The sequence below is a fragment of the Nocardia mikamii NBRC 108933 genome (genome assembly GCF_001613505.1).
GTDB classification, from domain to species: Bacteria; Actinomycetota; Actinomycetes; order Mycobacteriales; family Mycobacteriaceae; genus Nocardia; species Nocardia mikamii.
Map to the genome: position 1 here is coordinate 363,716 of NZ_BDCM01000007.1, position 15,086 is coordinate 378,801.

The following is a 15,086-nucleotide window of genomic DNA, read 5'->3' on the forward strand; positions in this document are numbered from 1 at the left end:
GCTCAGGTGCGGAGCTCCCGGATCAGCACGCGGCCGTCACGGTCGGTCGTGATGGCGGTGTAGGCGTGGTAGAGGAACCCGCGGTCGGGGCGGCGTTCGAACACCTGCACCCGAAAGCGGTCCGGGATATCGCCGCCGGTCACGTGCACACAATGCTGGGTGCCGACCGGCACCTGAGCGATCCGGGCCTGCAGGGTTTCGGCAGAGGGCACCGCCGCCGCTTCGTCCACGACGTATTGCCTTGCCGCCGAACCACTTCGGGTGGCGTACTGCGCGTATTCGTAGCCCAGCACGGCATCCGGACCGGATCCGGTGCCGCCGGGCGTGTCGTCGTTGACGTCGGTCGCGGTCCTGGCGGCGTAGCACCACGGAACACTGTCCGGCGCTTCGACTTTCGCCTCCGGCGGGGTTTTCGCGTCCGGCGGGGCGACACCCATGGGCAGCTGCCGCCACCAGCGATCGTAGACCTCCAGCGCCGCATGCTTGGTCCAGCGCAGGCCGACGACGAATCGGGACCGCCGCACATCCTGCGGGAACAGCGTGTAGAGGTCCTGCGGCCCGGCCGCATCCGGCGTCGGCAGGACGACGTCCAGCGGATCGGTGAAGCCCGGATGCCTCGCCAGCAGATCTCCACTGTGCTTACTCGCGTCCGCGGCGAATTCCACCGCGGCATCGGCCTTTTCGAGATCGACGAGTTCCACCCGCAGATCGCGGTCCGGGTTCTCACAGGCTATCGCCGCCCGGTCGCCCGTCGCCGGATCCACCGCGCACCGCGTCCCCAGCCATCCGGTCTCTCCGGGACGCGCGGATACCACCTGCGGAAAATTGTCCACGATGGGCTGGTACTTCGGCCCCCAGCCGCCGTCGGCCGTCGAATGCCCACCCGTCCATCTGTCGGCCGCCACCCCGGCGCCGGCCAGCACGATGACGACACCCGCCGCAGCCGCACCCCGCCGGATCCACACTTTCCGCCGCGCTGCCCCGGCGGGCACCGCCCGCGCAGCCGTCGGCGACCGCCCGGAACCGCCGCCGTCGGAGGGCGGGGGCGGCCCCTGCGCCGGCCGATACGCGGATCCCTGTGCATCGAACGCGGACTGTGCCCGGGACTGTGTCGGTGCGGCCGCCGATGTCGGGTACCGCTGCGCGAACCGCGCCGCCGAGTGTTGCCGCGGTTGCGAGGCGGACTCCCACGAAGGGGACGAGAGGTCGGGGAATATCGGCGGCGTGACAACCGGACGACCCGGAACCGAACCCGCTTGCGGCACAGAGACGTGGACATCCGCACCGGTGGCGTCCTCGGAGGCAGGAGCACGGTACCCATCGCTCACCGCACCGAACCCGGTGCCGGACAATGCTTCCCGCACGTGTGTGACGAATTCCGTACAGCTGCCGTACCGTTCGCGCGGCTGCTTCGCCATCGCCCGCGCCAGCACGGGATCGAGGGCGGGCGGCAGGTCCGTGCGCACCGCGGTCGGCCGGGGAATCGGCTTCGTGACGTGCCCGGCGACCACCTGGCCCGGATTTGTTCCGGCATAGGGCGGCCGGCCGCACAGCAGCGTGAACAGGGTGCAGGCCAAAGAATACTGGTCGCAGCGATGGTCGAGCGGTTCGCCGGAGAGCTGCTCCGGAGAGGCGTAGGCGAGCGTGGCGGTGAGGGTTCCGGTAACGGTGAGTTCGGTGTCGGCGTCCTGCAATCGGGCGATGCCGAAATCGGTGAGGACCGTCCGTTCGGCGCGGCCCGCCTCGGGTGCTTCGAGGAGCAGGTTCGCCGGTTTGATGTCGCGGTGCAACACCGCCTTGCTGTGCGCATAGTCCAGTGCCGCAGCGGTTTCGGTGACGATGCGCAACACCCGTTCGGTGGTGAGGGCGCGCCGGTCCAGCCGCGCCGCATCGGTGCCGTGTACATAGTGCATCGATATCCACAGGTGCCCGTCGTCGGCACCGCGGTCGTAGACCCGCACGATGCCCGGATGTTCCAGGCGGGCAACGATATCGGCTTCCTGGTCGAAGCGGCGGCGCCGCTCGTGATCGGCGCAGACCTCGCGGTCGAGCAGTTTCAACGCCACCCGGCGGGGCAGCCGGGGATGGCGGGCGAGATAGACCGTTCCCATTCCGCCACGGCCGAGCACGCCCTCGATGAGGTAATCGGCGAACGTCTCGCCGATCGCGAGTGCGGCCACGGTCCCCCTTCTCGTCGAGCCCACCGAGGCGTCAGCAGCTTACCGGACGGATCCGGCGTCCTCACCGCGCGGATTCGGCGGCCCTCGCCGGGCGCCGCCTCCTCCGATACCGTGGATATCCAGCGCCGCAGATGTCGACGAAGGTGGTGAGATCGCAGTGTTCGACCCGTTGGCCGATATCGACCGGGCCCTCGCCGACCGGGCCGGATGGACGTGGTTCGACGACCACCTGCTGTACACGTGCGGGGTGCTCGACCTGCTGCGCCGCGAGGAGTTGGCGCGCATGCCCGTCAAGTCGACCCGGATCCGGATCGATCCGGGCGAGGTGTGTATCGCCGAGGGCCCGGCGACCTGGTCGTTCTGGCGCTCGCCCGGCAACGGCAGTTGGACCCGCAACAATGTCTACGTCGCGGGCAGCGCCTCCTTCGTGGCGGCCGCGCAACTGGGGAATGCGCTGGTGAACCAGGCTCGGCGCCAACGTGCGGAGGCCGCGTCCCAGCCACGCTGGATCGCCGAACGTCCCGGTTCGGTGATGATCTCCGACCGCCGCATCCACCTCACCAATCCCGACTACTCCTTCCGCATTCGCTGGGCCTCGCTCGAGACGATCGACCTGACCGCCGCCGACCACGTGGTCGCGCGCTACGTCGACCGCGACAACGCCTTCCATCAGTGGCAGGTCCGAACCCCCTGGGCCGTACTGATATTCGTCGTGGCCGCCCATCTGCACTTCCCGAATCATCCGCTGCTGCTGTCCGGAAATTGGCTGCCCGCCGGATTCGAGGACAAATGCCATCTCGCGGGGAAGACATGCCCACCGGTCCGAGAGCGCTGACCTCGCCTTGCGCACCCCCTCATCCCGCTCGTGGTGAGGGTTGCTGGGCAATGTCGGTGCCACGTGGCACCATCGCGTTGTGAGCAGCACACCTGCCCCGGACCCGCGCCTGCGCGATCTCGCGCGGTTGCGCAAGGTCCGCGACCGCATCGACCGGGAGTATGCGAAACCGCTGGACGTGGAGGCCCTCGCCCGCGATGTGCACATGTCCGCGGGTCATCTGAGCCGGCAGTTCCGCCTCGCCTACGGAGAGTCACCGTACGGATACCTCATGACGCGGCGTATCGAACGCGCGATGGCGCTGCTGCGGCGCGGCGATCTCAGCGTCACGGAGGTGTGCTTCGAGGTCGGCTGCCAATCGCTGGGCACGTTCAGTACCCGCTTCACCGAACTGGTCGGAGTACCGCCGAGCGTCTACCGGCGGGAGGCCGCCGACGCCACCCTGGGCATGCCGTCGTGTGTCGCGAAACAGGTGACCAGACCGATCAGGAATCGAGAAGCGCAGGTTACGGAGTAGGAATTAGCGTGAGCGACATGAACATCACCATTCACGACACCTTCCTCCCGCAAGACGATCCGGAGGCGGCGGTGGCCTTCTACCGCGACACCCTCGGCTTCGAGGTGCGCAACGACGTCGGCTTCAAGGGCATGCACTGGATCACGGTGGGCCCCGCCGGGCAACCGGACATCTCGATCGTGCTCTACCCGCCGAACGCCACCCCCGGCGTGACCGAAGAAGAGCAGCGCACCATCTCCGAGATGATGGCCAAGGGCACTTTCGCCAGCCTCAATCTGGCCGCCGAGAACGTCGACGAGGTGTTCGAGCGGCTGCAGGCGAACGGGGCCGAGGTCGTGCAGGAGCCGACCGATCAGCCCTACGGACTGCGCGACTGCGCGTTCCGCGACCCCTCGGGCAATCTGCTGCGGATTCAACAGGCCTCCTGAGCCGACCCCGACAACCGAGCCGGTCGGCGGACCGTGCCGCCCACCCGACATTGGAGAAACCATGAGCAAGGCCTCGACGCCGGGCCGGCACGTTGCCGACACCCACGACCTGATCCGCGTACACGGTGCGCGGGTCAACAACCTGAAGGACATCAGCGTCGAAATCCCCAAGCGGCGCCTGACCGTCTTCACCGGCGTCTCGGGATCGGGGAAGAGTTCGCTGGTCTTCGGCACCATCGCCGCGGAATCACAGCGGATGATCAACGAGACCTACAGCGCCTTCGTACAGGGCTTCATGCCCACGCTGTCGCGGCCGGAGGTCGATTTCCTGGACGGCCTCACCACCGCGATCTCGGTCGATCAGGAGCGGATGGGCGCGAACCCCCGCTCCACGGTCGGCACCGCCACCGACGCCAACGCGATGTTGCGCATCCTGTTCAGCCGCCTCGCCCAGCCGCAGATCGGGTCGCCGAACGCGTATTCGTTCAATGTGCCCTCGGTGACCGCCAGCGGTGCGATCACGGTCGAGCGTGGCGGTAAGACCAAGGCCGAGAAGGCGACCTTCCACCGCCTCGGTGGTATGTGCCCGCGCTGTGAGGGTATGGGCTCGGTCACCGATTTCGACCTGACCGCACTCTACGACGACAGCCTGTCGCTCAACGAGGGTGCGCTCACCATCCCCGGTTACAGCATGGACGGCTGGTTCGGCCGCATCTACCGCGGTTGCGGACTGTTCGACCCGGACAAGCCGATCCGCCGGTACAACAAGCGCGAACTGCACGATCTGCTCTACAAGGAGCCGACCAAGATCAAGGTCGAGGGCATCAACCTCACCTACGAGGGCTTGGTCCCCAAGATCCAGAAGTCGATGCTGTCCAAGGATGTCGACTCGCTGCAGCCGCATATCCGCGCCTTCGTCGAGCGTGCGGTGACCTTCACGACCTGCCCGGAATGTGAGGGCACCCGGCTCAGCGCCGAAGCCCGGTCCTCGAAGATCGGCGACAAGAGCATCGCCGACGCCTGCCGGATGCAGATCAGCGACCTCGCCGCATGGGTGCGCGAACTCGACGAGCCGTCGGTCGCGCCGCTGCTGAAGGGCCTTCAGCACCTGCTCGACTCGTTCACCGAGATCGGCCTCGGCTACCTGTCGCTGGATCGGCCGGCGGGCACGCTCTCCGGCGGTGAAGCGCAGCGCACCAAGATGATTCGCCACCTCGGATCGTCGCTGACCGATGTCACCTACGTCTTCGACGAGCCCACCATCGGCCTGCACCCCCACGACATCGAGCGGATGAACAACCTGCTGCTGCAGTTGCGCGACAAGGGCAACACGGTGCTGGTGGTGGAGCACAAACCGGAGGCGATCGCGATCGCCGACCATATCGTCGATCTGGGTCCGGGAGCCGGAAGTCAGGGCGGCACAGTCTGTTTCGAGGGCGATCTCGAGGGCCTGCGCGCCAGCGACACGATCACCGGCCGCCACCTCGACGACCGGGCCAAACTCAAGGACGCACCGCGGAAGTCGTCCGGCGCGTTGGAGATTCGCGGCGCCTCCACCCACAACCTGAAGAACGTGGATGTCGACATCCCGCTCGGCGTGCTGTGTGTGGTCACCGGCGTGGCCGGATCCGGTAAGAGTTCGCTCATCCACGGATCGGTCGCCGACCGCGAGGACGTCGTGGTGGTCGACCAGGGCGCGATTCGCGGTTCGCGGCGCAGCAATCCGGCCACGTACACCGGACTGCTCGAGCCGATCCGCAAGGCATTCGCCAAGGCCAACGGCGTCAAGCCGGCACTGTTCAGCGCGAATTCCGAAGGCGCGTGCCCCACCTGCAACGGCGCCGGCGTGATCTACACCGATCTGGCGATGATGGCCGGCGTCGCGACCACCTGCGAGGAATGCGACGGGAAACGCTTCCAGGCGGCCGTCCTGGACTACCACCTCGGCGGGCGCGACATCAGCGAGGTGCTGGAGATGTCGGTCGCCGAAGCCGAGGAGTTCTTCGGCGCGGGTGAGGCGAAAATCCCGGCGGCGCACAAGATCCTGCAGCGCCTCGACGATGTCGGACTCGGCTATCTGAAACTGGGCCAGCCCCTCACCACGCTCTCGGGCGGTGAACGCCAGCGCATCAAGCTCGCCACCCACATGGGCGAGAAGGGCGGGGTCTATGTTCTCGACGAGCCGACGACGGGCCTGCACCTCGCCGACGTGGAGAATCTGCTCGGCCTGCTCGACCGCCTCGTGGACTCGGGCAAATCGGTGATCGTCATCGAACACCACCAGGCCGTGATGGCACATGCCGACTGGATCATCGACCTCGGTCCCGGCGCCGGCCACGACGGCGGGCGCGTCGTCTTCGAGGGCACGCCGGCCGATCTCGTCGCCGACGCCTCGACCCTCACCGGCGAACACCTCGCCGCCTACGTCGGCGGATAGTCCGGGACAAAGCCGATCGGCCCCGAGCGCCTGCCGGTTCCGGTCGACCGGAACCGGCAGGCCGGATGCGTCGGCGCGGGCGGCTCAATGCTGCGCCGACGCGGTCTGTGGTCGCCAGGATCAGCGAGCGGACCGATGGGTGGTCATGCGGTATTCCCGCCGGGGGGATCGGCCAGGCCGCGTTCGTAGGCGGCGCGGGCGGTGGAACCGCGGGTCGCGGCGACCTGATCCGGAACCATGCGACGGAAGGTCAGATCCCGCAGGCGTTGGGGAAGCAGTTCGGCGAGCCGGACGAGCGGGCCGATATACCGCGGCACGGTGACCTCGAAACGAGGGCGTTCGATGGTCCGCAGCACCGCGCGGGCGACGTCGGCGGGCTGGAGCAGTTTCGCGGCGCCGGTGTCGGTACCCGCGGCCAGGTCGGTCGCGACCACGCCCGGCATGATCACCGAGATCCGCACGCCGCTGCCGCGCAGCTCCTCGCGCACGCCGGTCAGGTAGCCGAGCACCCCGTGTTTGGTCGCGGCGTAGGTCGATTCGCCGGGCGGGGACAACCGCGCGGCGGCCGAGGCGATGGTGACGATGTGGCCCTGCCCGCGTGCCCGCATACCCGGCGCGACCAGCCGCACGCCGCGGATGACGCCGTGCAGATTGACCTCCAGCATGCGCGCGGTCGCGGTCTCGGGCTCGGCCTCGAACGGGCCCACCCACATCACGCCGGCATTGTTGACCAGCACATCGATCGGACCCCACAGCGATTCCACGGCAGCGAGGAAGGCGCGGAAAGAGTCCGTATCGGTGACGTCGAGAGCGAATCCGCGCACGGTACCGGACAATTCGGCCGCGGTGGCGACGGCTGCCGGTTCGTCGCGGTCGCCGATGGCGAGGCGGGCGCCGGCCTCGGCGAGCACCCGCGCGATATCCCGGCCTATGCCCCGCGCCCCGCCGGTCACCGCGACGACACGACCGGCGATCGGTGAGGTCATGGATGGTTCTCCATTCTGACATGCCTGCGTGTCAGCAACGATGCTCTAGTGTGCCATAGGCCGGGACGTGAGGACAGGGGCATGCCAGGACGGAAGTATCAGGGACTGATGCCGGACGAGCGCCGGGAGCAGCGGCGCGCGGCGATCCTGGACGCCGCACTGGAGGTTTTCGGCACCAGCGGTTATGCGGGCAGTTCGGTCAAACAGATCTGCCGCGCCGCACGGCTCACCGAACGCTACTTCTACGAATCCTTCACCGACCGCGAAAGTTGCCTGGCCGCCCTGTATTCCGAGATCGTGGACCGGGTGCGCGGCGCCACCATGGCCGCGATGATATCGGCGGGCGACGACATCGACGACCGAACCCGGGCCGGAATTCAGACGTTCATCGACTATCTGACCGAGGATCGGCGACTTGCCAGAGTGGCCCTGATCGAGGCCGTCGGCGTGTCCTCCGCCATGGAGGAACGCCGCCACGCGGTACTGCGCGAATTCGCGGAGATCGTCACCACCACCTGGGCCGCCGCCCGCCCCGAACCCCTGTCGGCCAAACAACATTCGGCCGCGGTCGCCCTCGTCGGCGGCGTCAACCACCTGCTGGTCGACTGGCTGATGAGCGGCACTCCCCAGACCCCCGCCGCCCTCACCGACGTCTGCACCACCCTGTTCATCTCCGCCCGCCACACCCTCGAGGCGGAGACCTCGACCCCGGAGACACCATGGCCGACGATCCCCTGATCGACTTCACCCGTGAATCGTTCACTCATGCGGGCATCAGCCACCCGATTCTCCGATCCGGAGCGGGTCCGGCGGTCATCGTGATGACCGAGGTCCCCGGTATCACGCCGAAGGTGGCCGAATTCGCCCGCCGCGTCCGCGATCTCGGCCTGACCGTGGTACTACCGGATATGTTCGGCACGGCCGGGCGCGACCCGGGGCCCGCCGGTCACGGCCTGTTGCGCAGCGCGGCCTACGAGGTCGGCACCATCGCCCGGCTCTGCATCGGGCGGGAGTTCAGCATGCTGGCCGGTCCGCGTAACTCACCCATCACCACCTGGTTGCGCGCACTGGGCGCCGCCGAACACCGGCGCTGCGGCGGCCCGGGCATCGGTGCCGTCGGAATGTGCCTGACCGGTGGATTCGCCCTCGCCATGGCCGCCGACGACCATCTGCTTGCGCCGGTGCTGTCGCAGCCGGCCACACCGGTGCCGCTGCCCCGCCGTCGCCGCGGCGGAATCGGCATCGAGACAACGGATCTCGCGCGCATCCGACAGCGATGCGCGCAGGGCCTCGCCGTCGTCGGCCTGCGGTTTCGTAACGACCGACTGGTCCCGGAGGAGCGATTCGCCTACCTGCGCCGGCAACTGGGCCCGGCCTTCGTGGCAGTGGAGCTGGATCCCGAGGACGCGAATCCGGACGCGCCGATGCCGCCGCATTCGGTACTGACCGAACACCTCGTCGACACGCCCGGACATCCCACGCGGCAGGCGCTCGACCTGGTTCTCGAGCACCTTCGCACGCGACTGCTCGATCCCCGCGGCGACCGGCCCGCGCTCGACGGTCCCTGACTCACCCAGCCGGCGGACTCTGCCAGACCGGCGATCGGATCGCGGAGCGCACTAATAGCCCCGGCCAGCGCATTTGGCCCCGTCCATTTCAAAACGGGCCCAATGTGGTCGTCTCACACTACATCCCGATACAGCCGACCGAGGAAACTCAGGCACTGCGCCGATCATAAACGACACACCTTACAGCTATTATTTAGGAAGACTCCGGATTCGCTCCAAGGCACGCCGCAAACTCTCACTATTGGATGCCGCGTTTTCTACGTTCCATTTGCTGGCCGCAAACTCATTTACACGTACCACATAGCGTGGCCCAGCACGCTCTCCGAGCGCCACCATGTCACGAGTGATGCTACGTGAACGAGATTTTGAACAAAGCTGCAAAACAGTTCGCTTGGGATGCACCAAGGATTCAGGATTGCGAGGAACCTCCGCGACCCGGACATTGAAATATTCGGCGAACCCTTCTCGATCTGCGAGCAGCCACCCTTCCGACATGGGATGAACTACACGAAGCAGAAAGAGTGGAGACAGTGGAGCGACAGAATCTGTCAGCTGTTTGTACAATTCGACTGGACAATGGGTGTCCGAGTCACGAAAAATGACCCAGGGCAACCTCGCAGCTGCCTGGTTGTATTTACCGATCAAAGGGTCGATTTTAGCTTTTCCGCCACGCACGATAACTTTGCCAATTTCATGCCCAGCCGCACGAACAACCGATGATACTACACCTTTGTCAGACTCACCCTCGACGACTACGTTGATCATCTACTCCGCCCGGACCGGGTGGTGCCAACCTCGACGAGACCATGTAGATCATGCGGAGAAATTAGCCCCTGAACAATGTCCGACATCGGCAATTCTGCATCCACCTCATCTGCAACCTCGTCAATGTCAGAAAGCAAAGTCGCGACCGTACCGTCGCCCGTTACCATCAAAACCAGGACCTCGTCTGCAAGGACGCCTTCGTCATCTAAGAGTTCCGGCGCGTGGGTTGAAAGTACAACTTGAAGATCACGGTCTCGCTGAGTCATGGCTAGAACCGTAGGAAGCGTTCTAACGACGGCCGCATTTAGCGACAATTCCGGCTCCTCTAAAAGCAAGATACCACCGTTCGCGGGCGCGCTTACCAGCGTCCATAGTAAACCGATCAAGCGCAAAGTTCCGTCCGAGAACTCCGCTTCGGTATGCCGCGCGGGCGTCGCGCGCCAATTCCGATAGCCCGCAATAAGGTGGGGACGACCAGTAGAATCTACCTCGATCTCCAAAGAATCAAATTGCGGCACCGCAGCCTGGAGCGCCTTTTGCATCCGCTTGAACCAGGCATTTCGGGTCCTCGCCTGGACGCTATTCATCTGGGCGATAAAGTCGCCACCGAAAGGATCGTCAGCGCGTCCGGCACGGGCAGGGTCGCGGATCACTTGCGGGACAAGGTGAAAGTACCGCACCTTAGCGAAGTATTCTGCTATCGTACGGAAACTTTGGTTGGCCGAAATTTGCTCAAGATGCGTTTGAGTCAGGCGTTCGGGGTCCGATACATCGGCTCGATCAGGCCGACGAAGTAGAACTTTGCCGTTGCACTCGACGAGCTCTTCGTCCACAACAGGTCGATTCTTCCCCTTGGCCTCGCCCTTTACAGCCAACCGGTATCGCCAATTGTCATCGCCATCCGACAGACTTACATCGATGATTAGCCGGCCCTTTTGATTGGTCCGAGCGAACAGACTGCGTACTTTGCCGAGCCCTGAACGCTTATCCAATGCAGACGCAAGCCCCCCTCCGGGCCCCGCAACGTCGCCTATAAAACGGAAGAGATCGAGGAGGTTCGACTTTCCAGCCGCATTCGGGCCGACAATGAAAAGCCTGTCCCGTATAGCGAAGTCAAGGGTTTTGAAGTTCCGCCAGTTGCTGGCTTGCACATGTGTGATTCGCATTTGTCTCCGCACATCCTAGGTCGCAGCAGCCGGGACTTCTGATCCTACAATGCGCATTCGGCTCCCGTTCCAAATGGAACGGGAGCCGAATCACGTTGCCTGGTGAGGGATTACCGGTAGTCGCTGAAACCGTAGTCGTCCAGCGGGACCGCGGCACCGGTGGTGGTGCCGAAGCCCTCCGGGCTGTAGTAGGTGTCGTCGTAGGACGGCACCGCGTACGCCGCGGCACGGGCCTCTTCGGTCGGCTGCACCTGGATGTTGCGGTAGCGGTTGATACCGGTACCGGCCGGGATCAGCTTACCGATGATCACGTTCTCCTTCAGGCCGATCAGCTTGTCGGAGCGGCAGTTGATCGCCGCGTCCGTCAAGACACGAGTCGTCTCCTGGAAGGAGGCCGCCGACAGCCACGAATCGGTGGCCAGCGACGCCTTGGTGATACCCATCAGCACCGGGCGACCCGACGCGGGCTCGCCACCCTCGGCCACGACGCGGCGGTTGGCCGCCTCGAACTCCGAGCGCTCCACCAGCGAACCGGGCAGGAACTCCGTCGCACCCGAGTCGATGATGGTGACACGGCGCAGCATCTGGCGAACGATGACCTCGATGTGCTTGTCGTGGATGGACACACCCTGCGACCGGTACACCTCCTGGACCTCGTGCACCAGGTGGACCTGCACCTGACGCGGACCCATCACGCGCAACACCTCGTGCGGATCGGCCGAGCCCTCCAGCAGCTGCTGGCCGACCTCGACGTGGTCGCCGTCGGCGAGCAGACGCTCGGAGCCGTCGTCGTGCTTGAACACCCGCAGACGCTGACGCTTCGACAGCTTGTCGTAGACCACCTCGTCCGAACCGTCGTCCGGAATGATGGTGATCTTGTAGAAGCGGTCGTCGTCCTCGAGCCGGACCCGGCCCGAGACCTCCGCGATCGGCGCCTTGCCCTTGGGCACACGAGCCTCGAACAGCTCCTGCACGCGGGGCAGACCGCCGGTGATGTCGTCACCCGCGACACCACCCTGGTGGAAGGTGCGCATGGTCAGCTGGGTACCGGGCTCACCGATGGACTGGGCGGCGACGATACCGACGGCCTCACCGATGTCGACCAGCTTGCCGGTCGCCATCGAGCGGCCGTAGCAGGTCGCACACACGCCGGTGCCGGTGGTGCAGGTGAGCACCGAGCGGACCTTGACGTCGGTGATGCCGGCCTCGAGCAGCGCCTCGATGGCCGGGTCGCCGAGGTCGTGACCCTTCTCCACGATGACGTTGCCGTCCGCGTCGACCGCGTCGGCGGCCAGCGTCCGAGCATAGGTGCTGGTCTCCACGTGCGGATCGCGGATGAGCAGACCGTCGGGCTGCTTCTCGGCGATCGCGACGAGGATGCCACGCTCGGTGCCACAGTCGGTCTCGCGCACGATGACGTCCTGCGACACGTCCACCAGACGACGGGTCAGGTAACCCGAGTCGGCGGTACGAAGCGCGGTGTCGGCCAGACCCTTTCGCGCACCGTGGGTGTTGATGAAGTACTCCAGAACGGTCAGGCCCTCACGGAACGAGGACTTGATCGGTCGCGGAATGAACTCACCCTTCGGGTTGGTCACCAGACCCTTCATGCCCGCGAGGGTACGAGTCTGGGTGAAGTTACCCGTGGCGCCCGAATCGACGATCGTGATGATCGGGTTGTCGGCCGGGTAGTGCGCACGCAGCGCCTTACCGACCTCTTCGGTCGCTTCCTGCCAGATCTTCACCAGGGCGTTGTTGCGCTCCTGGTGGTCGAGAGCACCACGCTGGTACTTCTTCTCGATCTGGTCGGACTGCGCCTCGTAGCGCTCCATGATCTCGGCCTTCTCCGGCGGAACGAGAACGTCCGACATGGAGACGGTGACACCCGAACGCGTGGCCCAGTAGAAGCCGGCGTCCTTGAGCTTGTCCACGGTCTGCGCGACCACGATCATCGGGTAGCGCTCGGCGAGATCGTTGATGATCGTCGCCTGCCGCTTCTTCGGCATCTGCTCGTTGATGAACGCGTAGTCCGCGGGCAGCAGCTCGTTGAAGATGACCCGGCCCAGGGTGGTTTCACACAGCCACGCGTCGCCGCGCTGCCAGCCCTCGGGGAACAGCTCCGCCTCGATATCCTTCGGCGGGCGCTGATCGGTCAGGCGCACCTTGATCAGCGAACGAACCGTCAGCTCGCCGCGGTCGACGGCCATCTGGGCCTCGGCCGGCGACGCGTAGACGCCCTGCTCGGGAGCATCCGCGGTGGCAGGCCGGTACTCGCCCTTGGCGCCCTCTTCCAGGCGGGTCAGGTAGTACAGACCGGTCACCATGTCCAGACGCGGCATGGCCAGCGGGCGGCCGGACGCCGGGGACAGGATGTTGTTCGACGACAGCATCAGGATGCGGGCCTCGGCCTGCGCCTCCGCGGACAGCGGCAGGTGCACGGCCATCTGGTCACCGTCGAAGTCGGCGTTGAAGGCCTCACAGACCAGCGGGTGCAGCTGAATGGCCTTACCTTCGACCAGCAGCGGCTCGAAGGCCTGGATACCGAGGCGGTGCAGCGTGGGCGCACGGTTCAGCATGACCGGGTGCTCGGCGATGACCTCTTCGAGGACGTCCCACACCTGGGCGCGCTGCCGCTCGACCATCCGCTTGGCGGACTTGATGTTCTGCGCGTGGTTCAGGTCGACCAGACGCTTCATCACGAACGGCTTGAACAGCTCCAGCGCCATCAGCTTGGGCAGACCACACTGGTGCAGCTTCAGCTGCGGACCGACGACGATGACGGAACGGCCCGAGTAGTCGACGCGCTTACCGAGCAGGTTCTGACGGAAACGACCCTGCTTACCCTTGAGCAGATCGCTCAGGGACTTCAGCGGGCGGTTACCGGGGCCGGTGACCGGGCGACCGCGACGGCCGTTGTCGAACAGCGCGTCCACGGACTCCTGCAGCATCCGCTTCTCGTTGTTGACGATGATCTCGGGGGCGCCGAGGTCGATCAGTCGCTTGAGGCGGTTGTTGCGGTTGATCACGCGGCGGTACAGGTCGTTCAGGTCGGAGGTGGCGAAGCGGCCACCGTCGAGCTGAACCATCGGGCGCAGCTCCGGCGGGATCACCGGAACGGCGTCGAGCACCATGCCCATCGGCGAGTTGCCGTTGGCCTGGAAGGCCGCGACGACCTTCAGCCGCTTGAGCGCGCGCAGCTTCTTCTGGCCCTTACCGGTGCGAATGGTTTCGCGCAGGTTTTCGGCCTCGGCGTCGATGTCGAAGGTCTCCATCAGCTTCTGGATGGCTTCGGCACCCATCGCGCCGGTGAAGTACTCGCCGTAGCGGTCCTGCAGCTCGCGGTAGAGAACCTCGTCCACGATCAGCTGCTTGGGAGCCAGCTTGGTGAAGGTGGTCCAGATCTCGTCGAGCCGGTCCAGCTCCCGCTGGGCGCGGTCGCGCAGCTGGCGCATCTCGCGCTCGCCGCCGTCCTTGACCTTGCGGCGGACGTCGGACTTGGCACCCTCGGCCTCGAGCTCGGCCAGGTCGGCCTCGAGCTTCTGGGCGCGGGCCTCCAGGTCGGCGTCGCGCTGGTCGGCGATCGTCTTCTTCTCGACCTCCATCTCCGCCTCGAGCGTGGACAGCTCGTTGTGGCGCAGATCCTCGTCGACGGTGGTGATGACGTAGGCGGCGAAGTAGATGATCTTCTCGAGATCCTTCGGCGCCAGGTCCAGCAGGTAGCCGAGACGGCTCGGCACACCCTTGAAGTACCAGATGTGGGTGACCGGCGCGGCCAGTTCGATGTGGCCCATCCGCTCACGACGCACCTTGGCGCGAGTCACCTCGACGCCACAGCGCTCACAGATGATGCCCTTGAAGCGGACACGCTTGTACTTGCCGCAGTAGCACTCCCAGTCCCGGGTGGGACCGAAGATCTTCTCGCAGAACAGGCCGTCCTTCTCCGGCTTGAGCGTGCGATAGTTGATGGTCTCCGGCTTCTTGACCTCACCGAAAGACCAGTTGCGAATGTCTTCGGCGGTAGCCAGGCCGATCCGGAGTTCATCGAAGAAGTTGACGTCTAGCACGTAACTTCCTTTCCCCTGTTCGGGTTCAGTATCGAGCAAAGTTCGCTAGTTCTTCCGCCGGAGCGGAGTACTGCCCCGGCGCCCGAATGCGGGCGCCGGGACCGATCACTCACTGCGCGAGGTCGTCGACCGTCGCAGCC

11 protein-coding genes are annotated in these 15,086 nt (G+C 65.8%); 6 read left to right on the forward strand and 5 right to left on the reverse strand.

Translation table 11 applies throughout. The features are described from left to right. Positions 1 to 2: 2 nt before the first annotated feature. A complete protein-coding gene (locus NMI01S_RS10500; RefSeq protein ID WP_062996021.1) occupies positions 3 to 2,180 on the reverse strand; it encodes a serine/threonine-protein kinase in 2,178 nt (725 codons plus the stop codon). 157 nt (positions 2,181 to 2,337) lie between these two features. On the opposite strand from NMI01S_RS10500, the gene NMI01S_RS10505 reads away from it, so the two are divergent. The 4 genes from NMI01S_RS10505 to NMI01S_RS10520 all read left to right on the forward strand — a co-directional run bounded on the left by NMI01S_RS10505 (position 2,338) and on the right by NMI01S_RS10520 (position 6,397). After that, a complete protein-coding gene (locus NMI01S_RS10505; protein WP_062996023.1) occupies positions 2,338 to 3,015 on the forward strand; it encodes a hypothetical protein in 678 nt (225 codons plus the stop codon). A 79-nt stretch (positions 3,016 to 3,094) separates the two neighbouring features. Further along, the gene (locus NMI01S_RS10510) at positions 3,095 to 3,532 is read left to right on the forward strand and encodes a helix-turn-helix transcriptional regulator (protein ID WP_030517087.1); all 438 of its coding nucleotides are present in this window, start codon (positions 3,095 to 3,097) and stop codon (positions 3,530 to 3,532) included. A gap of 17 nt (positions 3,533 to 3,549) precedes the next feature. Next, on the forward strand, positions 3,550 to 3,960 hold the full coding sequence (locus NMI01S_RS10515; protein WP_062996087.1) for a VOC family protein: 411 nt from the start codon (positions 3,550 to 3,552) through the stop codon (positions 3,958 to 3,960). 61 nt (positions 3,961 to 4,021) lie between these two features. Then, the gene (locus tag NMI01S_RS10520) at positions 4,022 to 6,397 is read left to right on the forward strand and encodes an ATP-binding cassette domain-containing protein (protein ID WP_062996025.1); all 2,376 of its coding nucleotides are present in this window, start codon (positions 4,022 to 4,024) and stop codon (positions 6,395 to 6,397) included. 143 nt (positions 6,398 to 6,540) lie between these two features. Here NMI01S_RS10520 and NMI01S_RS10525 read toward each other — a convergent pair whose 3' ends face one another. Beyond that, on the reverse strand, positions 6,541 to 7,383 hold the full coding sequence (locus tag NMI01S_RS10525) for an SDR family oxidoreductase (protein WP_062996027.1): 843 nt from the start codon (positions 7,381 to 7,383) through the stop codon (positions 6,541 to 6,543). Between the two features lie 81 nt (positions 7,384 to 7,464). On the opposite strand from NMI01S_RS10525, the gene NMI01S_RS10530 reads away from it, so the two are divergent. Both NMI01S_RS10530 and NMI01S_RS10535 read left to right on the forward strand, forming a co-directional pair. Continuing rightward, positions 7,465 to 8,121: a TetR/AcrR family transcriptional regulator gene (locus NMI01S_RS10530; RefSeq protein ID WP_062996029.1), complete on the forward strand. Its 657-nt coding sequence runs from the start codon at positions 7,465 to 7,467 to the stop codon at positions 8,119 to 8,121. Further along, complete coding sequence (locus tag NMI01S_RS10535; protein ID WP_062996031.1) at positions 8,103 to 8,951, forward strand: dienelactone hydrolase family protein; 849 nt, start codon at positions 8,103 to 8,105, stop codon at positions 8,949 to 8,951. The genes NMI01S_RS10530 and NMI01S_RS10535 overlap by 19 nt, the downstream gene beginning before the upstream one ends. Positions 8,952 to 9,140: 189 nt before the next feature. Here NMI01S_RS10535 and NMI01S_RS34785 read toward each other — a convergent pair whose 3' ends face one another. From NMI01S_RS34785 to NMI01S_RS10545, 3 genes are all read right to left on the reverse strand, one after another. Then, a complete protein-coding gene (locus tag NMI01S_RS34785) occupies positions 9,141 to 9,716 on the reverse strand; it encodes a hypothetical protein (protein WP_157126124.1) in 576 nt (191 codons plus the stop codon). After that, the gene (locus NMI01S_RS10540) at positions 9,713 to 10,882 is read right to left on the reverse strand and encodes an AAA family ATPase (protein ID WP_062996032.1); all 1,170 of its coding nucleotides are present in this window, start codon (positions 10,880 to 10,882) and stop codon (positions 9,713 to 9,715) included. The genes NMI01S_RS34785 and NMI01S_RS10540 overlap by 4 nt, the downstream gene beginning before the upstream one ends. A 110-nt stretch (positions 10,883 to 10,992) precedes the next feature. Next, positions 10,993 to 14,946 carry a DNA-directed RNA polymerase subunit beta' gene (locus NMI01S_RS10545; RefSeq protein ID WP_062996034.1) on the reverse strand — a complete coding sequence of 1,318 codons (3,954 nt, stop codon included), beginning with the start codon at positions 14,944 to 14,946 and terminating at the stop codon, positions 10,993 to 10,995. Positions 14,947 to 15,086 lie beyond the last annotated feature (140 nt).

Bases quoted from the DNA above. Each gene is read 5' to 3' on its own strand.
- NMI01S_RS10515 (WP_062996087.1), top strand. From the start codon at position 3,550: ATGAACATCACCATTCACGACACCTTCCTCCCGCAAGACGATCCGGAG.
- NMI01S_RS10520 (WP_062996025.1), top strand. From the start codon at position 4,022: ATGAGCAAGGCCTCGACGCCGGGCCGGCACGTTGCCGACACCCACGAC.
- NMI01S_RS10525 (WP_062996027.1), bottom strand. From the start codon at position 7,383: ATGACCTCACCGATCGCCGGTCGTGTCGTCGCGGTGACCGGCGGGGCG.
- NMI01S_RS10530 (WP_062996029.1), top strand. From the start codon at position 7,465: ATGCCAGGACGGAAGTATCAGGGACTGATGCCGGACGAGCGCCGGGAG.
- NMI01S_RS10535 (WP_062996031.1), top strand. From the start codon at position 8,103: ATGGCCGACGATCCCCTGATCGACTTCACCCGTGAATCGTTCACTCAT.
- NMI01S_RS34785 (WP_157126124.1), bottom strand. From the start codon at position 9,716: ATGATCAACGTAGTCGTCGAGGGTGAGTCTGACAAAGGTGTAGTATCA.
- NMI01S_RS10540 (WP_062996032.1), bottom strand. From the start codon at position 10,882: ATGCGAATCACACATGTGCAAGCCAGCAACTGGCGGAACTTCAAAACC.